The following is a 26,359-nucleotide window of genomic DNA, read 5'->3' on the forward strand; positions in this document are numbered from 1 at the left end:
GCATGCAAGCGGACGTCGTGCTCACTGCTGCTCACTGGATATATCTGATCAGCGTGGCCGCCATCATCCTGACGATGATTTTGCGGGCCAACGTGGTGGTGCCATCGGTAATCGGCACCTTTCTGGTGGTGCTGGCCATTACCGGCAATCCGATCAGCGCGCTGATCGGCATCTTTTCCGCCAGCTTCGTGGCGGCCAAGGAATTGTTCAATATCTTCCTGGTCATCACGTTCATGACCGCCCTGCTGAATTCCCTGAAAACCTTGCAGGCGGACGTGCGCATGGTGCAGCCGTTTCGGCGTGTGATGCGGGGCGGCCATTCGTCGTTCATCATCATCGCGCTCTGTACCTATGTGATCTCGCTGTTCTTCTGGCCCACGCCCGCCGTGCCGCTGGTGTCGGCCATCTTGCTGCCCGCGGCCATCGCGGCCGGTTTGCCGCCCCTGGCGGGCGCCATGGCGATTGCCATCGCCGGCCAAGGCATGGCCTTGTCGTCGGACTATGTGATTGGCGTGGCGCCCAGCATCAGCGCCAAGGCGGCGGGGGCGGCGGTCAGCGCGGCCGTGGTCGCCGACCGCGCGCTGGTGTTGTCACTGATCACCGGCGCCGTGGCGCTGACCGCGGCCTATCTGCTGATCCGCAAGCACATCGTGCCGGCCAACGCGGGGCTGCTGGACGCCTGGCAGGCGCGTGCCCAGGACGGCAGCCTGGCGCGCATCGAGCAATCCGGCTCGTTCGACAAGGCCGAACTTGCGCGCGGCACCATGGGCGCCGACCCGGCCTTGCCCAGCGGCCCCACCGTCAGCGATGAAGAGCGCCGCCGTGTGCGCTGGTCCAAGACCTTCGCCGTGGTGACGCCGCTGGCCTTCCTGGCGGTGATCGGCGTGATGGTGCTGCCCCGGCTGTTCCCGACCCTGCCCGCCTTGCGCGGCGGCGACGCGGCGGCGCTGGTGGGCGGCGTCGCCTTCGTGGTGATGATGCTGGTGACGCTGGCCGCCGAAGGCCCGCGCAGGATGCTGGACGTGTGCCCCGAGCACGTGACGGACGGCTTTGTGTTCGCCTTCAAGGCCATGGGATCGGTCCTGCCGATTGCCGGTTTCTTCTTCATCGGCGCCAACGAAACGGCGGCGCAGATCCTGGGCGTGCCACAGGCGCAGGCTCCTGGGCTGCTGTTTGAAGTGATCTCGGCCGGTCAGCACCTGATACCCGAAAACCACTTCCTGGTCGCGTTCGGCGTCTTGCTGGTAGGCATGATTACCGGCATCGACGGCTCCGGCTTCGCGGGGCTGCCGCTCACCGGCACCTTGTCCGGCGCGCTGGGCCCGGTGGTGGGCGTGGACCCCGCGACGCTGGCCGCGGTGGGCCAGATGGGGGCGGTGTGGACGGGCGGCGGCACGCTGATCGCGTGGTCGTCCTTGATTGCGGTGGCCGGCTTCGCGCGGGTGAACGTGCTGTCGCTGGTGCGGGCGCTGCTGCTGCCGGTGGTGCTGGCGCTGTCGGTGTCCACCATCTGCGCGGTGCTGATCTGGCGTTGACCGAGGGCGCACCACGCCAAGCAAGAAGGGGCCCGAGGGCCCCTTTTTCACGGCTCAGATCGGGTTTTCACGTATCGTTCGCTAGAGATTAAAGTATACAATGTTCAGAACTTACCTCAGACGCCCCATTTCGGGCCACTCCCGTACCGGCATAGGAAGCGCTTCCGTGGACGATCTTTCGCAGCAAACCTTCATGAACCACATCGGCGGCGCCTGGGTGCCCAGCGCCACCGGCCGCACGGCTCCCAACATCAACCCGGCCAACACCAGCGACATCGTCGGCAACTTCCCGGTATCGGACGCCGACGACGCGCGGCGCGCGGTGCAGGCGGCCGACGCCGCCTTTGCCGCCTGGCGCGACATGCCGATCTCGAAGCGGGCGGCCATTCTGTTTCGCGCGGCGCAATACCTGGAAGACCATGCGGACCAATTCGCCCGCGAACTGACGCGCGAAGAGGGCAAGGGCCTGAACCTGGCCAAGGACGAAGTGCTGCGTTCGGCGCAGACGATCCGTTTCTATGCTGTCGAAGGCCAGAGCTTTACCGGCGAAACCTTCGTCAACGATGACCCGGACATGGTGGTCTACAGCCAGCGCGAACCGTTGGGCGTGGCGGCCGTGATCTCGCCGTGGAACTTCCCCATTTCCATCCCGGCCCGCAAGATCGCGCCCGCGCTCATCGCCGGCAACACGGTGGTATTCAAGCCGTCGTCCGACGCGCCGCTCTCGGGCTACCGCCTGACCGAAGCCTTTGTGCAGGCCGGCTTGCCCGCGGGCGTGCTGAATCTGGTGATCGGCCCGGCGGCGGCGGTGGGCGCCGCCATCACCAGCGCGCCGGCCGTACGCGCCATCTCGTTCACCGGGTCCACCGCCGCGGGCGAACAGATCCACCGCAGCGCCGGCCTGACGACGCGCACGCAGATGGAACTGGGCGGCAAGAATCCGCTGATCGTGCTGGCCGACGCCGACCTGGACCGCGCCGTGGACCTGGCCGTAAAGGGCGGTTTTTCGCTGAGCGGGCAGGCATGCACGGGTACCAGCCGCGTGCTGGTGGATGCCAAGGTGCGCCAGGCGTTCACCGAAAAACTGGTGGCGCGCGTCAAGGCGCTGACCATCGGCAATGGCCTGGAAGGCAACTTCGACCTGGGGCCGCTGGCCACCCGCAAGCAGTTGGACAACGTGCTGAGCTACGTGGCAATCGGCAAGGAAGAGGCCACGCACCTGTGCGGCGGCGAGCAGTTGACCGGCGCGGGCTTTGACGGCGGCTACTACGTCACGCCCGCGCTTTTCACCGACGTGACCCAGCAAATGCGCATCGCGCGCGAAGAGATCTTCGGGCCGGTGATCGCGCTGATCGAAGTCGATGGCTACGACGACGCCATCGCCAAGGCCAACGACACGGAATACGGCCTGTCCGCCGCCATCGCCACCACCGACGCGCGCTACGCGCACCGGTTCGCGCGCGACATTCAGGCGGGCACGGTAAAGATCAATCGCACCACCACCGGCAACCTGATCAACGCGCCGTTTGGCGGCTTGAAGCATTCCAGCACGTCCACGTTCCGGGAATCCGGCCGTGTGGGCCTGGAGTTCTACACGCAAATCAAAACCATCTACCGCGCGGGCTGAACGCGCGCGATCAATCACTGAAGAGGCTACGACTATGAAACAGATTTACCGCCTGGAACTGGAAGAAGCGCGCGTGATGGTGCGTGCCGCCATGGCCAGATCCGAAGCCATCGGGGTGCTGGAATCCATTTGCATCGTGGACGACGGCGGCTACCCCATCGCCTTGGAACGCATGGACGGCGCGCGCATCACCGGCCCGCAAATCGCCTGGAACAAGGCCTTTACCGCCGCCGGCCACAAGCGCTCGACGCACTTGTTCAACACGCCGCCCAACGGCCCCGCGCTGCCCGGCAACGAAGCGTTCGGCATTCAATGGAGCTTTGACGGCAAGTTCGCCGTGTTCGTGGGCGGCTTTCCCATCGTGGTGAACGACGAGGTGATCGGTGGAGTGGGCTTGAGCGGCGGCAACGGCGAACAGGACACGCAGGCGGGCCTGGCCGCGCTGGCGGCCTTGGCCGAATTGCTGGAGCCGCGCGGCATGAAAGTGCTGGTGCAGGCCGACATCAAGAAATAAGCGAGGCCCGTCATGGCATACCGCGTGCACATCCTGCAGACCGGCGCAGCCTTCGTCGCCGGCGCCGACGAATCCCTGCTGGACGCCGCCGAACGCGCGGGGGTCAAGCTGCCGCACGAATGCACTTTTGGCGGCTGCGGCACCTGCCGCATCAAGCTGGAATCCGGCGCGGTGCGCTATGACGACTTCCCGATGGCGTTGACGCCGGAAGAAGCCGCCGAAGGCTACGCGCTTGCGTGCCAGGCGCGCCCGGAAAGCGATCTATGCATCAGCGTGCCCAGCAGCCGCCAGGTGTTTCCCGAGCCGCGCCAACTGGCCGCCACCGTGCACCGCATCGACGCCTATACGTACGACATCATCCACCTGACGTTGGCGCTGCCCGACGGCGGGCTGGACTATGTGCCGGGTCAATACATGAACGTGCTGCTGCCCGACGGCGAAACGCGCAGTTTCTCGATGGCGTCAGTGCCCTCGGATGGGCTGGTCGACTTCCATGTGCGACGCATTCCCGGCGGCCGTTACACCGACCAATGGCTGGGGCAGGCGCAGGCCGGCGCGGCCTTGACGATCGAAGCGCCCTTGGGCGTGTTCAGCTACCACGAGGAAGATTGGCGCCCGCTCATCATGGTGGCCACCGGTACCGGCATCGCGCCGATCAAGGCCATCCTGGAATCCTTGCTGGACAAGGAGGACTGCCCGCCCGTGACTTTGTATTGGGGCATGCGCACGCAGGCGGACCTGTATCTGCAAGATGAAATCGCGGGCTGGGCGGGGCGTTTGTACGAATTCAATTTCGTGCCGGTGCTGTCACGCGCGGACGCAAGCTGGCAAGGCCGGCGCGGCCATGTGCAGGACGCCGTCGCCGAAGACCACGACGACCTTTCCGAACACGCGATCTACCTGTGCGGCGCACCCGCCATGATTCAAGACGCCAAGCACGTGCTGGCCGGACGCGGCGCCAGCCTGGACCACATCTACGCCGACAGCTTCACCTTCCAGCACGCACTGGAGCCGGCGGGCTGACGGCAAAGATGCCAGGCCTGGAAGCTCGGCCGAGCCGCGTCAGGCCGGGCCGCGTCAGGCCGAGCCGCGTCAGGCCGTGCCGTGCCGAGCCGCGCTGTCCGTCATCGGAACACCAGCACGGGTAGCCGCGTTTTGGCCAGCACACGCTGCGTTTCACTGCCCAGCAGAAAGCCCGTCATGCCGTGGCGCCCGTGCGACCCCATGATGATCAGGTCGCACCCCTGGCCCTTTGCGGTTTCCACAATGGCCTCGTGCGGGTGGTCGTTGATCAGCACGACGCAATTGCACGGCACCAGCGCGTGGCGGGCTTCCATTTCAAGACCGTTCAGGTAGTTTTCCGCGTTCTTGCGCGTCTGATCGGTGTGATGCGTTTGCGTGGTGCCCAGCATTTCAGCCTGGTGAACCAGCAGATGGTCCTCCGGTATGGCGCGGATAAGCGTGATGGTTGCGCCCATTTCCTTGGCGAAAACGAGCGCGCGCTTGAATGCCGATTCGGACAGCAGGGAGCCATCCACGGCGATGAGCAAGTGCCTGTACATGTTGCCTCTCCTTTAGGAAAAGGAATGTCGAGCAACGGCGAAATCAGTATAGGCCTGGCCCTGCCGGCAATCCAGTCCCGCAAAAGGACGAGGCGCGTGATGCCAGGGCTTCCCATGCCCCGGTGATAGGCATATATTGTCAGCGCGTTATCCGGCAGTTCCCTCGTGGCTTTTAGCTTCATGCGTTGCTTCACGGAGAACGGTTCATGCGTCGACTGCAAGCGTGGTTAATTTCTTGTTTGTGTCTGGGGCTGGCGGTCTGCATGCCCGCGGCGGCGCAAACCAAGCTGGACAACGGGCAATTGGATCAGTTGATGGCGCCTGTGGCGCTGTATCCCGATTCCTTGCTGTCGCAGATCCTCATGGGGGCCACGTACCCCGACGACATTGCCGCCGCCGCCAAGTGGTCGGCGGCGCATACCTCGGAATCAGGTGACCAGGCGGTCAAGGCGGTTGAAGGCGAAGCCTGGGACCCCAGCGTGAAATCACTGGTGGCGTTCCCGTCCGTCATGGACATGATGGGCCGCCAGCCTGACTGGGTGAAGTCCGTGGGCGATGCCTTCCTGGCGCAGCCGGACGCCGTGATGGATTCGGTTCAGCGCTTGCGCACGCAGGCGCAAAAGGCCGGCAACCTGAAAAGCACGCCGCAGCAGACGGTCACCACCAACACCACCAACGACAAGACGGTGGTGGTGATCGAACCGGCTGATCCGCAGGTGGTCTACGTGCCCAGTTACAACCCCACCGTGGTCTACGGGGCGTGGGCTTATCCTTCCTATCCGCCTTACTACTATCCGCCGCCGCCCGGGTCCGTCTTTGGAACCGCGCTGGTGTCGGGCATTGGTTTCGGCTTGGGCGTGGCGGCGGTGAACTCGATGTGGGGCGGGTTTAACTGGGGCAGCAACGACGTCGACATCGACGTCAACCGGTACAACAACATCAACGTCAATCAGCGCATCGATAACGCCCGCAACAATAATGTGTCCTGGAAGCACAACCCGCAGAACCGTGGCAACACGCCTTATGCGGACCAGGCCAACCGTCAGCGCTTCGATAGCGAACGCCAGGCGGGCCTGCAAAACCGGCAAGCGGGCCAGCGGCAAGGTCAGGCCGGACAGGGCGGACGTGTGGGCGGCGCCGCACCCGCGGCGAATTCACGCGACGCCGCGCGTGATCGCGCGGCACAGTCGTTCGAGGGACGTACCGGGGAGCCCATTGCGGGCCATTCACAACCCGGCGCAGGGCGTGGCCAGGGCGCCGCGGATCGTGGTGGCCAGGGCGCGGCGGGCCGGAATGGCCAAGGCGCGGCGGGACGGAACGAGGGCCAAGGGGCTCGCAGCACACAGGCCGGCAACCACAGCCCGCGCTCTTCAAGCGTGTCCACGCAGAACCATCAGGCCGCGGCCCAGCGCCAGCGCGCGGATGAAAGCGCCGCCCGCGACCGTGCCCGCTCGGCCAACAGCAACAACGCTTTGCGCGACTCCGGCAACGGCGACCGCATGCGCCAGCAAAGTCACCGAAGCGACATGAGCCGGGGCGGCGGTGGCGCCCCTCGCGGCGGCGGCGGACACGCGGGCGGCGGCGGCCATCGCGGCGGCCGGAGGTAGCACCATGGACAAGGGAGCTTTCATGACGAATGCCTGGATTCGTGCCCGTGCCTTGGGCGCGGCGACACTGCTGGCGCTGGGGCTGGGCGCGCCGCTGGCGGCGCAAAGCGTGTATCCCACCCCCGAGGCCGCGGCCGACGCCTTTGCCGACGCCCTGGCCACCAGCGATCCCGCTGCCATGGCGAAGGTACTGGGGCCGAACCACAATCAGCTTGTGCCGGGCGGGGTGGCGCAAGACGACATCTACCGCTTCCTGGCGGCCTGGTCCAAGAAGCACGAGGTTATCACCGACGTCGGCAGCTCCTGGCTGGCCGTGGGCGAATCCGGCTGGACGCTTCCCGTGCCCATCGTCAGCGCGGGCAAGGGCTGGCGGTTTGACCCGGTGGCGGGCAAGGCCGAACTTCAGCGCCGCGCGATCGGCCGCAACGAATTGACCGCCATCGATACCCTGCAGCAGTTGCAGGCCGCGCAAACCCGTTACCAGCAAGGCGTGGGGCAAGGCCGCTACGCCAGCCGCCTGGTCAGCCGCCCCGGCGCCATGGACGGCCTGTACTGGCCGGAAGTGCCCGGCGCCCCGCCGCAAGCCCTGGGGCCCGACGCGCTGGTCATGGGTCCGGAGGTGCCGGTGGCCGATGCGTATTACGGGTATCGCTACAAAATCCTGCCGGGCGACGACGACATGGCCTACCGCATCGTGGCATGGCCCGCGCGTTACGGGCAGACAGGCGTCGGCACCTTCGTCATCGGCCCGCAGGGCGGCGTGCGCGAGGCCGACCTTGGCCCCTCGTCCGCCACCCGCGCGCCGGCGCTGCGCCACCGCGATATTGACGCCGGCAACTGGGTCGAGGCCGACGCGCAACCCGCTGACGCCAAATGAGTTTTTGGCATCTTTAGGGGGCGGTGCGGGCGAGGGTTGTTGCTGAGTCGCAACAGGCGCAAGCGAATGCGCCCACGCCCTCGCTTGATGCCCTTTTGAAAGGTGCGTGTGCATAAAATGGCGAGCACTGGGATCGGTGCCCGATCCTTCTTCGCCGGACCTTCAAATTGAACCCCATGCATTTTGTCCGCTACGCCCTGGCCGGCGTAGGGATGGCGCTTAGCGCAGCGGCGGCTTCCGCGCCGATTTTTGTCCTGAATTCCCTGGACGCCAATGTCAGCATCGTCGACCCGGTGTCCTACAAAGAACTGCGACGGGTGCCCACCGGCAAAGAACCGCACCACCTGTACCTGACGCCCGACGAAAAATCGCTGATGGTGGCCAACGCAACGGGCAACACCATCACCATGATGGATCCGAAAACAGGCGAGGTGCAGCGCACCCTGACGGATATCGTCGACCCCTATCAGTTGCAGTTTTCGCCGGACATGAAGTGGTTCGTCACCGCCGCCAACCGCTTGGACCATATCGACATCTACGCCTGGGAGCCGCAGCATCCGGGGGCGGAACTGAAGCTGGTCAAGCGGGTGCAGGCGGGCAAGACGCCCAGCCACATCATGATCGACAAGAGCAGCACCACGGCCTATGTCACCTTGCAGGACAGCGATCAACTGATCGCCATCGACCTGGCTACGCAGACACCGAAGTGGACCGTGTCGGTTGGCAAGACGCCGGCCGACGTGTTCCTGACGCCCGACCAGAAAACCCTGTTGGTGGCGCTGACGGGCGATTCCTTTGTGGAAGCCTATGACGTCAGCCACGGCCCCGCCAAGCTGGTCAAGCGCATTCCCACCGGGGCCGGCGCGCACGCCTTTCGCGCGCAGGGCGACAAGCATCACTTGTTCGTCAGCAACCGCACCGCCAACACCATCAGCCGCATCGACATGCTGACGCTGACCGTCACCGACACCTTCGCCGTGCCGGGCGGTCCGGACTGCATGGACGTCCTGGCCGACGGCAAGACGCTGCTGGTCACGTCACGCTGGGCACGCAAGCTGACCGTGGTGGACCTGGAACAGAAGAAGGTCGTGAACCAGGTCCCGGTAGGCAAATCGCCGCACGGCGTATGGACGTTGAATCATGCTCCAACCCGTTAGGAGCCTGCTCGCCGCCGCGCTGGCATTTGCCGTTCCGATGGCGCATGCCGCGGCGCCGACGACCTGCGACAAGCCGGTCTACCTGACCTTCGATACCGGCCACATGGGCGTGGCGCCGCTGATCGCTGACGTGCTGGCGCGCCATCATGTGAAGGTCACTTTCTTCCTGGCCAACGAACGCACCAAGACCGACGGCGCAAGCCTGGACGACGTGTGGGCGCCCTGGTGGAAGGCGCGCGTGGCGGAAGGCCATGCGTTTGCCTCGCACACCTACGATCACGTCTATTGGCAGGGCGACCTGCCCGGTGGCAAATTCCGCGTGAAGCCCAGCGCCGGCCCCAACACCGGCAAGCGCGCTGAAATGTCGGCTGAACAGTACTGTGCCGAAATCAAGCGCTCCGCCACCCGCTTCCATCAGATGACGGGCGCCACCATGCTGCCGCTGTACCGCGCGCCGGGCGGCAAGACCTCGCCCGCCTTGCTCAAGGCCGCGAAGGCATGTGGCTACGAACACGTGGGCTGGTCGCCGGCCGGTTTCCTGGGCGATGAACTGCCCAGCGACAAATTCCCCAACGCAAAGCTGCTGGACCAGGCCCTGCGCACCATCAAGCCGGGCGATATCCTGCTGGCGCACCTGGGCATCTGGTCACGCCAGGACCCCTGGGCCCCCGCCGTGCTTGAGCCCCTGATTGTGGGCCTGCAACAGAAGGGCTATTGTTTCGCCACCCTGGACAAGAACCCCGCCTATCGCGACTGGATCGCCACGCATCATTGATCATGGACACGCTTAGCCAATTCTTCGGAGCAAGCCAGCAATGGCTCTTCGAAACCCTGATCCAGCCCGCGCTGTTTCACCTGGGCATGAGCAACCTCATCGAAGACGGCTACGACGCCACCATGTGGCTGCTGGTCGGCCTGGTGCAGGTGGCCGTGCTTGTCCTGGTGCTTGGCCCGCTGCAACGCCTGCGGCCGGTCGAACCCGTTACCGACCGCCGCCAGATCGGCATCGACGTGCTCTACACCCTGATCCATCGACTGGGCGTTTTCCGACTGGCGCTGTTCTTCACCATCGACCCGTTCTGGGACAGCGTGTTCGGTCAGTTGCACGTATGGGGCTTCGCGCCGTTTCAGCTTGACCAGTACTGGCCGGGCGTCACGGACAAAGCCTGGGTCAGCCTGATCATCTATCTGCTGCTGTTCGACGCGGTCGACTACTTCTACCATCGCGCACAACATCGCTTTGGCTGGCTATGGGCGCTGCATGCCGTGCATCACAGCCAACGCCAGATGACCGTCTGGAGCGATGATCGCAACCACCTGCTGGACGACATGCTGCGCGACGTGCTGGTCGTGTTCGTGTCGCAACTGGTGGGCGTGCCGCCCGCGCAGTTCGTGGTGGTGGTGGCCATTACCCAATTGGCGCAGAGCCTGTCGCACGCGAACCTGCGCATGCACTTTGGCGCCTTGGGCGAACGCTTGCTGGTCAGCCCGCGTTTTCATCGGCACCACCATTCCATTGCCTACGACGCATCCACCCCCGGCCCCGTCGGCGGCTATAACTTCGCCGCGCTGTTCCCCATCTGGGACGTGCTGTTTCGCACCGCCCGCTTCGGCGTCGGCTACGGTCCCACGGGCATCCATGACCAGCAGGCCGAGTTGGGCGGACGCGACTACGGCCGAGGATTCTGGTCCCAGCAATGGCTGGGATTGAAGCGCATGGTGGGGCGTGACCGCGAGCCGGCGTCCGCACCGCCCGCGCCACCGGGGGCCGCGGAACGGGCCTGATGTCGCGGCAGTTTTCATACGGGGCGGCGCCGGTTGGCGTCGCCCCGTGTGCTTTGGGTCATGGATAGGCCATGGCCATGGGTAGCCCTAAGACTCAGCCTTAGAAATCAGATCCAAGAATCAGACTTCTCCAATAGTCTTTTTGCCGGATCGGTACCACCCTGGTCGGTTGAGTGATTCGCTTGCGCAAGCGCCACGTCATTTTCCAAGGCCATGCGCGCGTCCGCTTAGGAACCCGCCATGACCGACACCGCCCCGACCGCACCGCGTTTCGCCCCGATGTCCTACGATGCCCGGGGCCACCCCGTGTTCCACTGGACCCTCACGCCCACGGCCCTCTGCGATCCGGTCATTCTGCTGATTCCGCCCGAAGCGATCCTGCCGGTCGTGTTCATCCCCGGCATCATGGGGTCGAACCTGAAGTCCGTCCCGGAGGTGGACCAGGAGTCGGAACCCGTCTGCCAAGTGCGGGTGCAAGTCAGTGCCGCGGGCTTTGACCATGAAGGCGCATTCAAAGTGATGCAGACCCGGCGCTTCACGCTGTATAGCCTCATCAAGATCGCAGCCCAAGCCAAGCGTCCGTCATGCGCCGCTTGATCCCGCTGCTATGTTTGGTGGCAGGCTTGGCCACTGGCGCGATGGCCCTATTTCATTCAAAGGAGGAACCCGCCGTGAACGAGATTACCGGCCCCATGCGAACGTGGGCGGTAGGCAGGCAACTGATCGAACTTCCTGCCGACTGGGGGCCGCCTTCCAGCGGGTACGCGAAGGTTTACTACGGAGGAGGGGCCGATCATACGAGCGTTGAAATCGATATTCTGGGGCAAGACATCACGCTGGCTCAGTTTGACGAGGCGCTATCAGAACGAGCCCGCCGCATCCGCGCCGTCCAAAGTGCTGAAACCGGGAAGTCCATGCTTCTCGGCGCGGAGGAATTGGCTCGGGGCAAGTGGCTATTCCAATTTCAAGAGAGTCTGGGCGGTACATGGTCGCAGACCTATGAACTGCATCTGCTGGTGAACGGCACGCACGTCAAGCTGGCAGCAAACTCGTACGAGGGCAGCAACGCACAGGTCGAGTCGCGCCTGCTTGAGCTCGCTCCGCAAGTTGTGGCCGTCAAGCAAGCCGAAGCGGCCGGCCCCGGCATTTCGTTAGGCCCCGTCATCATCCGAGGCACGCACGACCACGAGATGGGCATCGTGAGCTTCATGGCGCGAGGCTCGAACGTCAAACTGCAAATCTACTTCAGTGACTCCGCGCGCAATGAGTCGCCCCGTCTTATCGAACGCATGGTCCGCGACTTTAACGTCTTCCGCGTCTGGGACCCTGATCTGCTGCGTAAGGGGCATACCACGCTGGCTGGAAATCCCGCCGAGGAATACCTGATGCGGTATGACATGAAAGACCATCGCGGGTTGTTGTTCGTCGCCGAAAACTACCGTGATAGCCGTTCCTTGGCGAGTCCATCGGTCAATTTCCGCCTGACCGCGGGCGGCGTGCCCAGACTGCACGTCGACCCGGAGATGACACCGGACAAGTTGCTTAATTGGCTTCTGCCCAACTTTGTCCCTCGGGGCGATCCTCCGTTATGGCAACGAAAAAGGCCCCGTCCGCCCGTCGACTCCACCTTGAGCAAGGATCAGGCTCTGGCAATCTGGGACCACGCCATGCGTTCACTGCGCCCGCGTTACGGGGCCGTTGCGCCACCCCGCGTCGAGCCGCCAAGCGCCTTCCGTGGTCCTACCCCCGCGCAAGCCGAAGCCGACCGGAAAGCCCTGGACGCCTTTATCGCAAGCAAACCCAGCATAGAGAAATAGCGGGGCCGAATCGACCGGGCCCTATGCCGCGTCGTGCGTGGTTTCGCGCTTGATCTCGTCGTGGCGGCGTTCCATTTCCTGGCGCAGTTCGCGGCGCAGGCGCGCGGCTTCGAAGCGCTGCCGCTCTTCCAGGTTGCGCGGGGCCAGCGGGGGCACAGCCGTGGGGGCGCCCTTGTCGTCCACCGCCACCATCGTGAAATAACAACTGTTGGTATGGCGCACGAGCTTCTGGCGGATGTCTTCGGTAACGACCTTGATGCCGATCTCCATCGACGTGCGGCCGGTGAAGTTAACGGCCGCCAGGAAAGTCACCAATTCCCCCACATGGATGGGTTCGCGAAACACCACCTGATCCACGGACAGCGTCACCACGTATTGGCCGGCGTACCGGCTGGCACAGGCGTAGGCCACCTGGTCCAGGTACTTCAGGATGGTTCCGCCGTGTACGTTTCCTGAAAAGTTCGCCATGTCCGGCGTCATCAGGATGGTCATCGACAATTGGTGGCTAAAGGCGTCGTCCATGGCGGGCGCTCATCACTAAAAATAAAACGCCTATGGTAGCGGCAGTGGCTGTCATGGTGCCGACAACAGGGCGCGTCCTAGGGTTTATTCGCGGGCGCCGCCTGCGCGACTGGCGATGCGGCGTCGGGCAGCGCCTCTGGCCCGTCGCGCACCAGCGCGGGCGGCATCCACAATCCATCCAGCAGCGCGGGGCGCGGTTCGTACACGCGCAGCAGCAGGGTTGCCGACCCCACTGACGGCAGCGGCAACCAGTTGGCCTGCTGCTCGGGCGGGGGCGGCGCCTGGCTGATGTGCAGCTCGAGCGAACCGTCGGCGTTGTATTGCAAGGGCGAGCGGTCGCTTAGGGCATAACGGTTCAGGATATTTGCCACCGGCATGCCCTGGTCGTCGTAGGCCGCCAGTGACCACAGCGCGCCGGCGGGTGGCAACTGCCCGGCTTCAAAGCGCATCACGTAGTGCAGCGTGCCATTGATGGGCGCACCTTGGCTGTCGGCCGCCAGCAGAAGCACGGACAAGTCCTCGGGCAGGCCGGAACCCGGCTGCGCCTGGGCGGCCAGCGCACGGCGCAGATAGGCGTTGCCATACACGCCCACGCTGGCCGTCTCCTGCTGCCACCCGTTCAGGCTGCGCAAGCTGGCGCCCGGGGCGGCGGTCATGCGCTCGCGCGCGGCGCGCAGGCCGCGTCGCATGCCTTGCTTAGCGGGGTGGTCCAGCTTGTCGAAGTCAAAGGGCCTGCCGGGTATCAATCCCATCCGACGCAGCATGGCCAGCACCGGCTGGTCGGTGGCGTGCGGCGGGTGCTTGCGCAGCAGCGCGGCGGCGTAGGTGAAGAAGGCATCGGTCGGCATGGACTCCACCTGTTCGCGCACCGAGATCTTCAGGTCCAGGTTCGGATCGGACTTCACCCGCTGCGATTGCGCGGGCAGGTTCCATTGCGACAGCGGCGTCAGCGTGTAGCCGTCCTGCAAGGCGTGGACGGCGGCGGTGTCTGCGGGTCCGTTAGTCTGGATGAGGATCTTGGCCCAGGCGTGGGCGGTGGGTGCGTCGATGCGCGCCATGCCCGAAGGCAGCGTGCCCGTCCAACCTGGCGGCACGATGACGGTGTTGGACTTGGCCGTGCCGGTGCTGCGCGGGCCCAGCGTGGCGAAGACGTCCGTCCACATATCCAGCAATGTCAGCGTGGACAGCCGGCCCTGGGTGTCGGGCACCGACAGCACCACGGGGCCGCCCGTCAGGTCCACCCAGCCGGTGCTGCGCAGCATGTCGGGGTTGGCCCAGGGCGAGGCTGCGACGGCGCCGGCCTGGGGCAGCGTGCGGCCATGCAGGAAGGTATTGGCGGGTGCGCCTTTGTCTGCTTGCGATGGGTGCGTGAACTGGCGCCGGGTCAGGTCCATCGTGACCAGCGGATAAAAGTACAGATAGCCCTCCATGGCCGCTTGATGCGCGGCTTCGGTGGCGGCGGCGGCGGGCGTGGGCTGGCCGGACGCGGGGGCCGCGTAGGCGGTGAGGCCAGGCATCCAGGCCAAGCCGGCAAGCAAGAGGGCCGAGAGGGCAAAGCGGGCAAAGCGGCGGCGCATCGGTGTTCCAACGGTCAGCAGTGAAAGCGAAATGTAGCAGCCGCAAGAAGATCCAAAATCTGCGAACAACTTCCATTTCGCTTTCATTTCCGCAGTGCAGCGTGCGTTATGCATGGCGTGGGCGTCCCCCTTAGGCATATACTTTTGCAATGTCCTTCAAGGCTGTGGGGCTTTTCCGCTTCGGGCGAGCCATCAGCCTTGTTCATTCACCAGGAGAGGAGTGCTTCATGGTCAACATGAATCGCCGCCAGTTCTTCAAGGTGACGGGTGCAACCCTGGCAGGCTCCAGCCTGGCATTGCTTGGGGTAGCCCCCGGCACGGCCATGGCTGAGGTCCGTCAGTACAAACTTGCGCGCATGACTGAAACGCGCAACACCTGTCCCTACTGTTCGGTCGCCTGTGGCTTGCTGATGTACGGTCTGGGCGATGGGTCCAAGAACGCGCGCGCCAGCATCATGCACATTGAGGGCGACCCTGATCACCCCGTCAACCGCGGCACGCTCTGTCCGAAGGGTGCGGCGTTGATCGACTTCATCCACAGCCCCAACCGCCTGAAGTACCCGGAATACCGGGCCCCCGGGTCGGACAAATGGCAGCGGATGTCCTGGGATGAAGCGCTCACCCGCATCACCAAACTCATGAAAGCCGACCGCGACGCGAACTTCGTCGAGAAGACCGCGGACGGCAAGACGGTAAACCGGTGGCTGACCACCGGCATGCTGGCCGCCTCGGCAAGCAGCAACGAGGTGGGCTACGTCACGCACAAGACCGTGCGCAGCATGGGGATGTTGGCATTCGATAATCAAGCACGTGTCTGACACGGCCCGACGGTGGCAGGTCTTGCCCCGACGTTTGGCCGTGGAGCGATGACGAACCATTGGGTCGACATCAAGAACGCGGACGTAGTGTTGATCATGGGCGGCAATGCCGCCGAGGCCCACCCGTGCGGGTTCAAGTGGGTAACCGAAGCCAAGGCCCATAACAAGGCGAAGCTGATCGTCGTGGATCCGCGCTTCACGCGCTCGGCATCCGTGGCGGACTTCTACGCGCCCATACGCACCGGCACCGACATCATCTTCCTGGGTGGCGTCATCAAGTACCTGTTGGATAACGACAAGATCCAGCACGAGTACGTGCGCAACTACACCGACTTTTCCTTCATCGTGCGCGAGGATTTTGCGTTCGAGGCGGGCCTGTATTCGGGCTACAACGCCGACAAGCGCACCTACGACAAGGCGAGCTGGGACTACGAGCGCGGCGACGACGGCTACGTCAAGACGGACCCCACGCTGGCGCATCCGCGCACCGTCTACCAGCTGATGAAGAAGCACTATTCGCGCTACACCGAAGACATGGTCGAGCGCGTGTGCGGCACGCCGAAAGACAAGTTCCTGAAGGTGTGCGAGATGCTGGCGTCCACCGCCAGCCCCAACCGCGCGGCCACGGTGCTGTACGCGCTGGGCTGGACGCAGCATTCCATTGGTTCGCAGATCATCCGAACCGGCGCCATGGTGCAACTGCTGCTGGGCAACATCGGCATCGCCGGCGGCGGCATGAACGCGCTGCGCGGGCACTCGAACATTCAAGGCCTGACCGACCTGGGCCTGATGTCGAACCTGCTGCCGGGCTACATGACGCTGCCCAACGAACCCGAGCAGGACTACGCCAAGTACATCGAGACCCGTACGTTAAAGCCGCTGCGTCCCAACCAGCTCAGCTACTGGCAGAACTACAACAAGTTCCACGTCAGCCTGATGAAGGCCTGGTGGGGCAACGCCGCCACGGCCGAAAACAACTGGGCCTTCGACTACCTGCCCAAGCTGGACAAGCTCTACGACATGCTGCAAGTCTACGAGCTCATGGTCCAGGGCAAGATGAACGGCTACATCGCGCAGGGCTTCAACCCGCTGGCGGCCGCGCCCAACAAGTCCAAGATGAACGACGGCTTCGCCAAGCTGAAGTACCTGGTCATCATGGACCCGCTCGTCACCGAGACCTCGGAATTCTGGCGTAACGCGGGCGAGCTCAACGATGTGGATCCGTCCAAGATCCAGACCGAAGTCTTTCGCCTGCCCACCACCTGTTTTGCCGAGGAAGACGGCGCGCTGGTGAACTCCGGGCGCTGGTTGCAATGGCACTGGAAGGGCGCCGAGCCCCCCGGCGAAGCCAAGAGCGACATCGAAATCATGTCGCTCATCTTCACGCGCCTGCGCAAGCTTTACCAGGACGAAGGCGGCAAGTATCCGGACCCCATCGTCAACCTGTCCTGGCCCTACGCCAACCCGCAGAACCCCACCGCCGAAGAGTTGGCCAAGGAATATTCCGGCCGCGCGCTGGTTGACCTGGTCGACCCCAAGGACCCCACCAAGGTCACCCGCAAGGGCGGCGAGCAATTGGCGGGCTTTGCGGAACTGCGCGACGACGGCTCCACGGCCAGCGGCTGTTGGATCTTCGCCGGCGCCTGGGGCCCCAGCGGCAACCTGATGGCGCGGCGCGACAATAGCGACCCGACCGGCATCGGCCAGACCTTGAATTGGGCCTGGGCGTGGCCGGCCAACCGCCGCATCCTGTACAACCGAGCGTCCTGTGACGTGGCGGGCAAGCCCTTCGATCCGCGCCGCAGGTTGATCGGCTGGAACGGCAAGATCTGGGCGGGCGCCGACATTCCCGACTTCAAGGGCGACGAGAACCCCGCGGGCGGCATGGGGCCGTTCATCATGAACCCGGAGGGCGTGGCGCGCTTCTTCGCGCGGGCGGGCATGGCCGAAGGGCCGTTCCCCGAGCACTACGAACCCTTCGAAACCCCACTGGGCTACAACCCGCTGTACCCGAAGGCCAAGGGCGTGACCAGCAACCCGGCCGCGCGCGTCTTCAAGGACGACCTGGCCGCGATGGGCACGGTGGAAAACTTCCCCTATGTGGCCACCACCTATCGCCTGACCGAGCACTTCCACTACTGGACCAAGAACGTCCGCATCAACGCGATTCTCCAGCCGGAGCAATTCGTGGAGATCGGCGACGCGCTGGCCAAGGAACTGGGCATTGCCAACGGGTCGCGGGTCAAGGTGTCGTCCAACCGCGGCTACATCAAGGCCGTGGCGCTGGTCACCAAGCGCTTGCGCGCCCTGACCATCGAGGGCAAGACCGTGCATCACGTGGGCATTCCCATCCACTGGGGCTTTGTGGGCCTGGCCAAACCCGGCTTCCTTGCCAACACCCTGACGCCATTCGTGGGCGACGGCAATTCGCAGACACCGGAATTCAAGTCGTTCCTGGTCAAGGTCGAGAAGGCATAGGAGAACCGACATGTCCATGCAATCCCTAGACATCAAGCGGCGCTCCGCCACCACCACGCCGCCGCCCGGCATTCGCGAGCCCGTCACGGGTTCGGTGGCCAAGTTGATCGACGTGTCCAAGTGCATCGGGTGCAAGGCTTGCCAAAGCGCCTGTATGGAATGGAACGATCTGCGCGACGAGATCGGCACCAACGTCGGCGTCTACGACAACCCGGCCGACCTGACCGAGCATTCCTGGACCGTCATGCGCTTCTCGGAATACGAGAACCCCGCGGGCGACCTGGAATGGCTGATCCGCAAAGACGGCTGCATGCACTGCGAGGACCCGGGCTGCCTGAAAGCCTGTCCCTCGCCGGGCGCCATCATCCAATACACCAACGGCATCGTGGATTTCCACGAGGAAAACTGTATTGGCTGCGGCTACTGCATCACCGGCTGTCCGTTCAACGTGCCGCGCATCGCCAAGAAAGACAACAAGGCGTACAAGTGCACCTTGTGTTCCGACCGCGTGGCCGTCGGCCAGGAGCCGGCCTGCGTCAAGGCCTGTCCCACCGGCGCCATTGTCTTCGGCACCAAGGAAGACATGAAGCAGCATGCCGAAGAGCGCATCGTGGATTTGAAGTCGCGCGGCTTCGACCAGGCGGGGCTGTACGACCCGCAAGGCGTGGGCGGCACCCACGTCATGTATGTGCTGCATCACGCCGACCAGCCCGGGCTGTATCACGGCCTGCCCAAGGACCCACACATCAGCCCCATGGTCTCGCTGTGGAAGGGTCTGGCTAAACCGGTGGGCGTGGCCATGATGGCCCTGACCGCCCTGGCGGGCTTCTTCCACTACGCCCGCGTAGGCCGCAACGAGGTGTCGGAAGAAGACGAACGCCGCGCCGAAGAGGAGATGCGTCATGACTGAAGACCGCCATCACCGCCGCATCAAACGCTATTCGCCGGGCGAGCGCACCAACCACTGGATCATCGCCCTGACGTTCATCCTGTTGGCGCTGTCCGGGCTGGCGCTGTTTCACCCGTCGATGTATTGGCTCACCAACCTGTTCGGGGGCGGTCCCTGGACGCGAATTCTCCACCCCATCATCGGGGTGGTGATGTTCGTGTGCTTCGTGGTGTTCGCCGGCCACATGTGGCGGCACAACATGCTGACCAAGGCAGACCGCCAGTGGCTCAGGCAGTTGAACGACGTGGTTGAAAACCGCGAGGAAAAGCTGCCCGAAGTCGGCAAGTACAACGCCGGCCAGAAGCTGCTTTTCTATGTGCTGGTGTTGTGCATGCTGGGCTTGTTCGCAAGCGGCATCGTGATCTGGCGCGAGTTTTTCGCGTTCTATTTCCCGATCTGGGTGGTGCGGGCGGCATCGGTGGTGCACGCGGTCAGCGCGCTGGTATTGATCTGCTCGATCATCGTGCACATTTATGCGGCGATCTGGGTCAAGGGATCCTTGACGGCGATGCTGCGCGGTTACGTGACGGCGGGATGGGCCTGGAAGCATCACCGCGCCTGGTTCCGCGAGCAAGTCAAAAAATAGGGTTCGCCCGCCCCACCCGGGGGCTTGCCCCCGGGTAGCCAACGGCTGCTATCCTTCTTTGCACGAAGGCTGGCAGCCGTGTTTGTTTTCTTGGAGACGCAATTGCAGCGAATTCTTCCGCGCGGTGAGATCGAAGCGCTAGACCACAATGTCATTCCCCGCGTCAGCCTGCCTGAACGCGGGTCGGTTTTTTCGACGCGCGCGGCGCGCCTGCGGCAACTGGCCTCAGACAGCCCGGTGGCGGATTACCTGCTCTTGATGGCGCAACTGGTCGACGCCCAACACCGTGCCTTGCAGGACTGCGCCGCGCCCGGCGCATCCGAAGACCGGCTGGCGCTGGCGCAAGCGCATGGCATGCCACCGTTGCAGGCCGTGGGCTGGCCGCGCGACCCGCTGTGGCGCGGCATCCTGGCGCGGCTGGTCGACGACGTGGCGCGCGGCCAGGGCGTGCCGGCCGAAGCCATTGAGGTCTGTACCGCGCTGCGCCGCGCGGTGGATGAAGACCCCGAATCGTTGGAAGACCTGGCCGAAGCCGTGTTGTCTGAACAGGATCAGGGCGTGGACGGCGCCGCCGCGCCCTTCGTGATGGCGGCCTTGCAGGTCTACTGGACCGATCTGGCCAGCCGCTTCGACGCCAAGCAATTGCCGGTGGTCAGCCCCTTTGGCGTGTGCCCCGTCTGCGCCAGCCTGCCGGTGGCCAGCGTGGTGCGCGTGGGCGGCCAATTCGAAGGCTACCGCTACCTGTGTTGCAGCCTATGCGCCACGCAGTGGCACATGGTGCGCGTCAAGTGCACGCACTGCGAAGACGTGGAATCCGTCGCCTATCAGGCTATCGACGGCCGCTCGCCGGCCATCAAGGCCGAAACCTGCGACCACTGCCACACCTACCGCAAGATCTTCTATCAAGACAAAGACCTGTACGTTGAGCCCGTGGCCGATGACCTGGCCAGCTTGATGCTGGATGTGCTGGTGGGCGAGGCCGGCTATTCGCGTGCCAGCGGCAACCCCCTGTTGTGGCATGGCAACGAGGAATAGCATGGCCCAGCAACCGTCTGGCGGTGACGTGGCCGCCGCCTCGGATATTCCTCCGCTGGATCGTCTGCTGAACGCCGATGCCCTGCGCGGCGCCCTCGATACGCACGGCCGCACGCAAGTGGTGGCGGCGTTGCGGCGCGACCTGGACTCCTTGCGCCAACGCGCGCTGGCGGGCGGCCTGATGCGCGCGGAACTGGAAGCCGGGGCCGTAGCGGCCCGCGTCACGGCGGCGTTAAACAAGGCCGCCCAGCCCCGCCTGCGCGCTGTCTACAACCTGACCGGCACCGTGCTGCACACCAACCTGGGCCGCGCCCTGCTGCCCGACGAAGCGGTGGCCTCGGTGATGCGCGCGCTGACCACGCCGGCCAATCTGGAATTCGACCTGGACACGGGCGGGCGCGGCGACCGCGACGATCTCATCGACGAGCTGCTGTGCGAACTGACCGGCGCCGAAGCCGCCACCGTCGTCAACAACAACGCCGCCGCCGTGCTGCTGATGTTGAACGCGCTGGCTGACCGGCGCGAGGTCGTGGTGTCGCGCGGTGAGCTCGTCGAGATCGGCGGTGCGTTCCGCATTCCGGACATCATGAAGCGCGCGGGCGCCAAGCTGGTTGAAGTGGGCACCACCAACCGCACCCACGCCGCCGACTACGACGGCGCCATCGGCCCGCGCACCGCGATGCTGATGAAAGTGCATTGCAGCAACTACGCCGTCACCGGTTTCACCAAAAGCGTCGACCTGGCCGAAGTGGCGGCGCTGGCGCATGCCAAGGGCCTGCCCGCCACGGTCGACCTGGGCAGCGGCACGCTGGTGGACCTGACGCAGTTCGGCCTGCCGCGCGAAGACACGGTGCGCGACACCATCGCGGCGGGCGCGGACCTGGTCACCTTCAGCGGCGACAAGCTGCTGGGCGGGCCGCAAGCGGGCCTGCTGGTCGGCCGCGCCGACCTGATCCGCAAGATCAAGAAGAACCCGCTCAAGCGCGCATTGCGTGTGGGCAAGCTGACGCTGGCGGCGCTGGAACCCGTGCTGAACCTGTACCGCGCGCCGGAATTCCTGGCGCAGCGCCTGACCACTTTGCGCTTGCTGACCCGGCCGCAGCGCGACATCCAGCCGCAGGCCGAACGGCTGCGCGCCGTGCTGGCGCATGCGGTGGGCGCGAACTACGCGGTCGAGGCGGTGCCCATGTTCAGCCAGATCGGCAGCGGCGCCTTGCCCGTGGACCAATTGCCCAGCTTCGGCCTGGCGGCGCGTTATACCGGCAGCGGCCGGCCGGGCCGGCATCTGGACAAGCTGGAAGCGCAACTGCGCGGCTTGCCCACGCCCGTCATCGGCCGGATTGCCGACGACGCCTTGTGGCTGGACTTGCGCTGCCTGGAAGCGCGCGACGAAGCCGCCTTTGTCGAGCAACTGGCGGAGCCGCTGGCATGATCATCGGCACCGCGGGCCATATCGACCACGGCAAGACCACGCTGGTGCGCGCCCTGACCGGGGTCGACACCGACCGGCTCAAGGAAGAGAAGGCGCGCGGCATCTCCATTGAACTCGGCTACGCCTACACGCCACTTGCCAACGGCGACGTGCTGGGCTTTATCGATGTGCCCGGCCATGAAAAACTGGTGCACACGATGGCGGCCGGCGCTAGCGGCATCGACTTCGGCCTGCTGGTGGTGGCGGCGGACGACGGCGTCATGCCGCAAACGCGCGAGCACCTGGCCATCCTGACGCTGTTGGGCGTGGCCCAGGGCGCGGTGGCGCTGACGAAGGCCGACCGCGCCGACGCCGCGCGGCTGGCGGCCGTGCGCGCCGATATCGCCGAGCTCACGGCCGGCACGTTCCTGGATGGCGCACCCGTATACGCCGTCTGCGCGGCGCAAGCCGACGATGCCGGCACGGCGGATCTCAAGCATTACCTGCACGCGCAGGCAGAACACTTGCAGCGGCGGGGCAGCGATGGCCTGTTCCGGCTGGCGGTCGACCGCGTCTTCACGCTGGCGGGCCACGGCACGGTGGTGACGGGCACGGCGCATTCGGGTCAGGCGCGCGCGGGCGACGACAGCGCCGACCTGCGCGTGATGCCGGCCGGCACGCGCGTGCGGGTGCGCAGCATCCACGCGCAAAACCAGCCCAGCGACACCGGCACGGCCGGCCAGCGCTGCGCCTTGAACCTGGCGGGTATCGACAAGCAGGCTATTTCACGCGGTGATTGGATCGCGGATGCGCGTTGCTTCCTGCCGTCGCGTCATGTCGATGTTGCGCTGACCCTGCTGCAGTCGGCCGACGCGCCCTTGCGTGCCTGGGCGCCCTTGCACGTGCACATCGGCGCCGCGCGCCAGGTGGCGCATGTGGTGCCGCTGAGCGCGGAGACGCTGGCGCCGGGGCAATCGGGCTGGGTGCAACTGGTGTTCGACGAGCCGGTGTGCGCCATGCCCGGCGACCGCTTCATTGTGCGCAACGCGCAGGCCACCCGCACGGTGGGTGGCGGCCGCGTGCTGGACCCCAACGCACCGGACCGCAAGCGCCGGGCGGCGGCGCGCATGCAGGGCTTGCAGGCGCTGTGCGACATGCTGGACGGCGGCGGGCTGCCCCCGGTGTTGGCGCATGCGCCATTGGGTTTGGACGAAGGGGCCTTGCAACGCCTGACCGGCAAGCCTGTGCAAGACATCGAAGCGCCGCACGGCGCCTTGTGGATCGAGTCGCGCCACGTGCAAGGCCCGCGCACGCTGATCGGGTCAGCCCATTGGGATGCGCTGCGCGGCCGCGTGGAGCAGGCGCTGGCGACCTTTCATCAGAGTGCGCCGGACGAACCCGGCCCGGATAGCGCGCGCCTGCGCCGCATGGCCATGCCGGTGGGTTCGGATGCCTTGTGGACGGCGGTGCTGGACCACCTGCAACGCGATGGTCGGGTGGCGCGCAACGGCCCCTGGCTGCATCTGCCCTCGCATACCGCCACGCTGGCCGACGAGGAAAGCGCGCTGGCGCAGCGCTTGTTGCCGCTGCTGGATGCCGGCGCATTCGATCCGCCCTGGGTGCGGGACCTGGCGCGCATGCAAGGCGAACCTGAAGAGCGTGTGCGGCAACTGATGCGCAAGCTGCTGCGGCGTGGAGAGGTCGCGCAGGTGGTGAAGGACCTGTTCTATCACCGCGACCAGGTGCGCGTACTGGCGCGCCTGGCCGCCGAACTGGCCGCCCAGCCCCCGGGCCTGAACGCCGCAGTGTTCCGCGACCGCACGGGGCTGGGACGCAAGCGCGCCATCCAGATCCTGGAATTCTTCGACCGCGTCGGCTATACCCGGCGCGTGCGGGACACGCACCTCCTGCGCGGTGAAAGCGCGTATGCGGGGATGCAAAACCCGATGCAAGACTCCAGGCAAGAGGCGACGTAAAACTCGCCGCAGCCGGTATCATAGGCAGTCCGCCACGGAAGGCATCCGTGCCCGGCGGCACGGCTGGGCTTCAAACCCAGTTGGGGGCGTCAGACGTTCCCAGGTAGGTTCGACTCCTGCTGCCTTCCGCCACCTCCTTTCTTTCTGACCCAGGCGGCGTGTCTTGCCGCCTCAGACGGACACGGGTTTCGCGCTGATCCGATACCGGAAGCCGTCCGCGTCCAGGCTGTCGAGGCGGCCCGCGCTGGTCTCGCCGTTGGGATACATCAGGAACGGCACGGGGTCGTGGGCCGAGCCCGGCAGCACGACGTCGTGGCCGTGGTTGTACGCCACCCAGTTCATTTCCCAGGCGCCAAACAGCATGACACGCGCCGCGCGCACCTTGGCATTGGTCAAGGGTAGTTCTCCGGGCGGTTCTTCCAGCATCACCTTGCGCACATCAGCCGGGTCGACCGGCACCCAGCCATAGCCGGCGGCATAGAACTCGGCGCGGCAGTGCTGCGCTTTGGTGACGTCGCCTGCCTTGCCCAAGCTTTTGTAGCCCAGCTCGGAATTGGCCACGCGCACGCCGTAGGCATCGCGCGCGGGAATGCCCGAGGCGCGCGCCAACGCCACGAACAGGGCGTTGATGTCGGCGCACTTGCCGTTCAAGTCGTTGGCGCTAAGCATGTATTGCACGTCGCCCACGCCGCAGCCGGGCGTTGATGCGGTGCGGCAGGTATTTTCAACCACCCAGTCGTAGATGGCGCGGGCGCGCGCCACGTCGCCCTGGTGGCCGCGTGTGATCTGATCGGCGGTGGCCTTGACGATGCCGTCGGTGGGCAGCAGCGCCGTGGGCTTCACGAATTCGCGCAGCACCGCCGGGTCTTCAAGCACGGCGTTGGCGGGGGGCGGTTGCGTCAGGTCGACGCGGCGGTTGCGGGTCTGGAAGCGGCTGGTCACCGTCACGCCGCGCGGCGCCTGGGCATCCGGCCATTGCACGGCCAGCATCTGCACGTCGTAGCCGGGGGCTTGCGTCAACTGCGCGGTGCCGCCGCCGCTGACGTTCCAGGTGGTCGTCACCCCGCGCTGGTAGTCCGTGTCGGTGGCGTAGGGCACCGGAATCCAGATGCGCGTGTGTGCGGCGGAATCCGCAACGCTGATGTCGGTAGTGAGTTCAAAGCCACGCCAACCCACGGTGACGGGCGCTTGCTGCGCGCGCAGCACCTGTGGCAAGGCGGTGGTGGTGGCGGCGCACAATGCGCCAGATAAACGGAGAAAGTGTCGGCGATCCATAGAGCCCTCACGCACGGTGAAGATTGGCTGTCGGTGCGCCCGGGGCCGGGCGGCCGTCCGTTGCTGCTGAAGTCGAGCATACTGCGGCAATGCCTGCCGCCGAAACATCATAGGGCCAACGGCGGGCGCGGTGCTATCCTTTTTTGATTGATCCCCGGAGACTGAAATGACCCAGGAAGTAGCGTCCGCGGCAGTGCCGCGTTTGACTTCGCTGTCGCACGGCGGCGGCTGTGGCTGCAAGATCGCGCCGGGCGTGCTGTCCGAATTGCTCAAGCGTTTCGGCCCCGCCGCAAGCTATCCCAACCTGATGGTCGGCACCGAGACCGCCGACGACGCGGCGGTCTACCGGCTCAATGACGAGCAGGCGCTTATCGCCACCACTGATTTCTTCATGCCCATCGTGGACGACCCGCATGACTTCGGCCGCATCGCGGCCACCAACGCGCTATCGGACGTGTATGCCATGGGCGGCACGCCCATCATGGCCCTAGCCATCGTGGGCATGCCCATCAACGTGCTGCCGCACAGCGTCATTGCCGAGATCTTGCGCGGCGGTGAATCGGTCTGCGCGGAAGCGGGCATTCCGGTGGCGGGCGGGCACAGCATTGATTCGGTCGAGCCCATCTACGGCTTGGCGGTGATGGGGCTGGTGCACCCCAGCCGCGTCAAGCGTAACGCCGACGCGCGCGCGGGCGATGTGCTGATCCTGGGCAAGGCGCTGGGCGTGGGCATCTTGTCGGCCGCGCTGAAAAAGAACCGCCTGGACGACGCCGGCTACCGCGTCATGATCGATACGACTACCCGGCTGAACCGGCCCGGCGCCGCCTTGGCGGCAATGGACGGCGTGCATGCGGTCACCGATGTCACCGGCTTTGGCCTGGCGGGCCACGCGCTGGAAATGGCGCGCGGCGCGAATCTGACGGCGCGGCTGCGCCTGGACGCGCTGCCGTGGTTGCCTGGAGTGGAAGCCTTTGCGGCGGACGGCGTGATTACCGGCGCGTCGGGCCGCAACTGGGCGTCTTATGGTGAATCCGTGCGGCTGGGTGCGAACGTGAGCGACACGCAACGCGCCTTGCTGACCGATCCGCAAACCTCCGGCGGGCTGCTCGTGTCGTGCGCGCCGGAAGCGGCCGATGCGGTGCTGGCGCTGTTTCACAGCCAGGGGTTCGGCGACGCCACCGTGGTCGGTGAGATGGTCGAAGGCGACGCGCGGGTGCAGGTCGGCTGAGCAGGTCGGCTGACCGAGCGCGG

The 26,359-nt window shown here is 65.6% G+C and carries 22 protein-coding genes and 1 tRNA gene; 19 read left to right on the forward strand and 4 right to left on the reverse strand.

Features of this window, described 5'->3' with window-relative positions; all coding sequences use genetic code 11:
• The first annotated feature begins 2 nt into the window (after nt 1–2).
• From M2361_RS26575 to M2361_RS26590, 4 genes are all read left to right on the forward strand, one after another.
• Nucleotides 3–1,535 (forward strand): hypothetical protein, encoded by a 1,533-nt coding sequence (locus M2361_RS26575; RefSeq protein WP_259252789.1) that lies wholly within the window; start codon nt 3–5, stop codon nt 1,533–1,535.
• Between the two features lie 193 nt (nt 1,536–1,728).
• Nucleotides 1,729–3,162, forward strand: coding sequence for an aldehyde dehydrogenase family protein (locus M2361_RS26580; RefSeq protein ID WP_404976458.1), 1,434 nt, complete (start codon nt 1,729–1,731; stop codon nt 3,160–3,162).
• A gap of 34 nt (nt 3,163–3,196) precedes the next feature.
• Nucleotides 3,197–3,676, forward strand: coding sequence for a heme-binding protein (locus M2361_RS26585; RefSeq protein ID WP_259252791.1), 480 nt, complete (start codon nt 3,197–3,199; stop codon nt 3,674–3,676).
• Nucleotides 3,677–3,688: 12 nt separating this feature from the next.
• A complete protein-coding gene (locus tag M2361_RS26590; protein WP_259252792.1) occupies nt 3,689–4,699 on the forward strand; it encodes a 2Fe-2S iron-sulfur cluster-binding protein in 1,011 nt (336 codons plus the stop codon).
• A 101-nt stretch (nt 4,700–4,800) separates the two neighbouring features.
• On the opposite strand, the gene M2361_RS26595 is transcribed toward M2361_RS26590, so the two are convergent.
• The gene (locus M2361_RS26595; RefSeq protein ID WP_259252793.1) at nt 4,801–5,238 is read right to left on the reverse strand and encodes a universal stress protein; all 438 of its coding nucleotides are present in this window, start codon (nt 5,236–5,238) and stop codon (nt 4,801–4,803) included.
• A gap of 206 nt (nt 5,239–5,444) precedes the next feature.
• Here M2361_RS26595 and M2361_RS26600 point away from each other — a divergent pair, with 206 nt between their 5' ends.
• The 7 genes from M2361_RS26600 to M2361_RS26630 all read left to right on the forward strand — a co-directional run bounded on the left by M2361_RS26600 (nt 5,445) and on the right by M2361_RS26630 (nt 12,481).
• On the forward strand, nt 5,445–6,845 hold the full coding sequence (locus M2361_RS26600) for a DUF3300 domain-containing protein (protein ID WP_259252794.1): 1,401 nt from the start codon (nt 5,445–5,447) through the stop codon (nt 6,843–6,845).
• Between the two features lie 4 nt (nt 6,846–6,849).
• Entirely contained in the window at nt 6,850–7,722 is an 873-nt protein-coding gene (locus M2361_RS26605; protein ID WP_259252795.1) for a DUF2950 domain-containing protein, read from the forward strand.
• A 176-nt stretch (nt 7,723–7,898) separates the two neighbouring features.
• Complete coding sequence (locus M2361_RS26610; protein ID WP_259252909.1) at nt 7,899–8,879, forward strand: YncE family protein; 981 nt, start codon at nt 7,899–7,901, stop codon at nt 8,877–8,879.
• Nucleotides 8,863–9,654 (forward strand): polysaccharide deacetylase family protein, encoded by a 792-nt coding sequence (locus tag M2361_RS26615; protein WP_404976456.1) that lies wholly within the window; start codon nt 8,863–8,865, stop codon nt 9,652–9,654. The genes M2361_RS26610 and M2361_RS26615 overlap by 17 nt, the downstream gene beginning before the upstream one ends.
• 2 nt (nt 9,655–9,656) lie before the next feature.
• A complete protein-coding gene (locus M2361_RS26620; protein ID WP_050446815.1) occupies nt 9,657–10,664 on the forward strand; it encodes a sterol desaturase family protein in 1,008 nt (335 codons plus the stop codon).
• A 240-nt stretch (nt 10,665–10,904) separates the two neighbouring features.
• Nucleotides 10,905–11,261, forward strand: a complete 357-nt coding sequence (locus M2361_RS26625) for a hypothetical protein (protein WP_259252796.1) — start codon at nt 10,905–10,907, stop codon at nt 11,259–11,261.
• 74 nt (nt 11,262–11,335) lie between these two features.
• Entirely contained in the window at nt 11,336–12,481 is a 1,146-nt protein-coding gene (locus M2361_RS26630) for a T6SS immunity protein Tli4 family protein (protein WP_259252797.1), read from the forward strand.
• Nucleotides 12,482–12,502: 21 nt separating this feature from the next.
• Here M2361_RS26630 and M2361_RS26635 read toward each other — a convergent pair whose 3' ends face one another.
• Both M2361_RS26635 and M2361_RS26640 read right to left on the reverse strand, forming a co-directional pair.
• A complete protein-coding gene (locus M2361_RS26635; RefSeq protein ID WP_259252798.1) occupies nt 12,503–13,003 on the reverse strand; it encodes an acyl-CoA thioesterase in 501 nt (166 codons plus the stop codon).
• A 77-nt stretch (nt 13,004–13,080) separates the two neighbouring features.
• Nucleotides 13,081–14,580 carry a DUF1254 domain-containing protein gene (locus tag M2361_RS26640; RefSeq protein ID WP_259252799.1) on the reverse strand — a complete coding sequence of 500 codons (1,500 nt, stop codon included), beginning with the start codon at nt 14,578–14,580 and terminating at the stop codon, nt 13,081–13,083.
• A gap of 227 nt (nt 14,581–14,807) precedes the next feature.
• On the opposite strand from M2361_RS26640, the gene fdnG reads away from it, so the two are divergent.
• The 7 genes from fdnG (at nt 14,808) to M2361_RS26675 (ending at nt 23,965) form a co-directional block, all read left to right on the forward strand.
• The gene (gene fdnG / locus M2361_RS26645) at nt 14,808–17,876 is read left to right on the forward strand and encodes a formate dehydrogenase-N subunit alpha (RefSeq protein ID WP_259252800.1); all 3,069 of its coding nucleotides are present in this window, start codon (nt 14,808–14,810) and stop codon (nt 17,874–17,876) included.
• Nucleotides 17,877–17,886: 10 nt separating this feature from the next.
• Nucleotides 17,887–18,786, forward strand: coding sequence for a formate dehydrogenase subunit beta (gene fdxH, locus M2361_RS26650; protein WP_259252801.1), 900 nt, complete (start codon nt 17,887–17,889; stop codon nt 18,784–18,786).
• Nucleotides 18,779–19,411 (forward strand): formate dehydrogenase subunit gamma, encoded by a 633-nt coding sequence (locus M2361_RS26655; protein WP_259252802.1) that lies wholly within the window; start codon nt 18,779–18,781, stop codon nt 19,409–19,411. Before fdxH ends, M2361_RS26655 begins: the two co-directional genes overlap by 8 nt.
• Before the next feature lie 102 nt (nt 19,412–19,513).
• On the forward strand, nt 19,514–20,446 hold the full coding sequence (gene fdhE, locus M2361_RS26660) for a formate dehydrogenase accessory protein FdhE (protein WP_259252803.1): 933 nt from the start codon (nt 19,514–19,516) through the stop codon (nt 20,444–20,446).
• A gap of 1 nt (nt 20,447) precedes the next feature.
• Nucleotides 20,448–21,878, forward strand: a complete 1,431-nt coding sequence (gene selA, locus M2361_RS26665; protein WP_259252805.1) for an L-seryl-tRNA(Sec) selenium transferase — start codon at nt 20,448–20,450, stop codon at nt 21,876–21,878.
• The gene (gene selB / locus M2361_RS26670; RefSeq protein WP_259252806.1) at nt 21,875–23,833 is read left to right on the forward strand and encodes a selenocysteine-specific translation elongation factor; all 1,959 of its coding nucleotides are present in this window, start codon (nt 21,875–21,877) and stop codon (nt 23,831–23,833) included. Before selA ends, selB begins: the two co-directional genes overlap by 4 nt.
• 36 nt (nt 23,834–23,869) lie before the next feature.
• A tRNA-Sec gene (locus M2361_RS26675) sits at nt 23,870–23,965 on the forward strand.
• Nucleotides 23,966–24,004: 39 nt separating this feature from the next.
• Here the strand turns inward: M2361_RS26675 and M2361_RS26680 are convergent.
• On the reverse strand, nt 24,005–25,108 hold the full coding sequence (locus tag M2361_RS26680; RefSeq protein WP_259252807.1) for a transglutaminase-like domain-containing protein: 1,104 nt from the start codon (nt 25,106–25,108) through the stop codon (nt 24,005–24,007).
• Between the two features lie 166 nt (nt 25,109–25,274).
• On the opposite strand from M2361_RS26680, the gene selD reads away from it, so the two are divergent.
• Nucleotides 25,275–26,336, forward strand: a complete 1,062-nt coding sequence (gene selD / locus M2361_RS26685) for a selenide, water dikinase SelD (RefSeq protein ID WP_100853390.1) — start codon at nt 25,275–25,277, stop codon at nt 26,334–26,336.
• The last annotated feature ends 23 nt before the right edge of the window (nt 26,337–26,359 follow it).

The organism is Achromobacter sp. JUb104 (assembly GCF_024806975.1).
GTDB lineage: Bacteria > Pseudomonadota > Gammaproteobacteria > Burkholderiales > Burkholderiaceae_B > Achromobacter > Achromobacter spanius.

What these genes read in the sequence shown, in the direction of transcription:
- M2361_RS26605 (WP_259252795.1), top strand. Translation starts at nt 6,850, where the DNA reads ATGGACAAGGGAGCTTTCATGACGAATGCCTGGATTCGTGCCCGTGCC.
- M2361_RS26580 (WP_404976458.1), top strand. Translation starts at nt 1,729, where the DNA reads ATGAACCACATCGGCGGCGCCTGGGTGCCCAGCGCCACCGGCCGCACG.
- M2361_RS26655 (WP_259252802.1), top strand. Translation starts at nt 18,779, where the DNA reads ATGACTGAAGACCGCCATCACCGCCGCATCAAACGCTATTCGCCGGGC.
- M2361_RS26610 (WP_259252909.1), top strand. Translation starts at nt 7,899, where the DNA reads ATGCATTTTGTCCGCTACGCCCTGGCCGGCGTAGGGATGGCGCTTAGC.
- M2361_RS26600 (WP_259252794.1), top strand. Translation starts at nt 5,445, where the DNA reads ATGCGTCGACTGCAAGCGTGGTTAATTTCTTGTTTGTGTCTGGGGCTG.
- M2361_RS26620 (WP_050446815.1), top strand. Translation starts at nt 9,657, where the DNA reads ATGGACACGCTTAGCCAATTCTTCGGAGCAAGCCAGCAATGGCTCTTC.
- fdxH (WP_259252801.1), top strand. Translation starts at nt 17,887, where the DNA reads ATGTCCATGCAATCCCTAGACATCAAGCGGCGCTCCGCCACCACCACG.
- M2361_RS26595 (WP_259252793.1), bottom strand. Translation starts at nt 5,238, where the DNA reads ATGTACAGGCACTTGCTCATCGCCGTGGATGGCTCCCTGCTGTCCGAA.
- M2361_RS26625 (WP_259252796.1), top strand. Translation starts at nt 10,905, where the DNA reads ATGACCGACACCGCCCCGACCGCACCGCGTTTCGCCCCGATGTCCTAC.
- M2361_RS26635 (WP_259252798.1), bottom strand. Translation starts at nt 13,003, where the DNA reads ATGGACGACGCCTTTAGCCACCAATTGTCGATGACCATCCTGATGACG.
- selA (WP_259252805.1), top strand. Translation starts at nt 20,448, where the DNA reads ATGGCCCAGCAACCGTCTGGCGGTGACGTGGCCGCCGCCTCGGATATT.
- M2361_RS26640 (WP_259252799.1), bottom strand. Translation starts at nt 14,580, where the DNA reads ATGCGCCGCCGCTTTGCCCGCTTTGCCCTCTCGGCCCTCTTGCTTGCC.
- M2361_RS26590 (WP_259252792.1), top strand. Translation starts at nt 3,689, where the DNA reads ATGGCATACCGCGTGCACATCCTGCAGACCGGCGCAGCCTTCGTCGCC.
- M2361_RS26615 (WP_404976456.1), top strand. Translation starts at nt 8,863, where the DNA reads ATGCTCCAACCCGTTAGGAGCCTGCTCGCCGCCGCGCTGGCATTTGCC.
- selD (WP_100853390.1), top strand. Translation starts at nt 25,275, where the DNA reads ATGACCCAGGAAGTAGCGTCCGCGGCAGTGCCGCGTTTGACTTCGCTG.
- M2361_RS26575 (WP_259252789.1), top strand. Translation starts at nt 3, where the DNA reads ATGCAAGCGGACGTCGTGCTCACTGCTGCTCACTGGATATATCTGATC.
- M2361_RS26680 (WP_259252807.1), bottom strand. Translation starts at nt 25,108, where the DNA reads ATGGATCGCCGACACTTTCTCCGTTTATCTGGCGCATTGTGCGCCGCC.
- M2361_RS26585 (WP_259252791.1), top strand. Translation starts at nt 3,197, where the DNA reads ATGAAACAGATTTACCGCCTGGAACTGGAAGAAGCGCGCGTGATGGTG.
- selB (WP_259252806.1), top strand. Translation starts at nt 21,875, where the DNA reads ATGATCATCGGCACCGCGGGCCATATCGACCACGGCAAGACCACGCTG.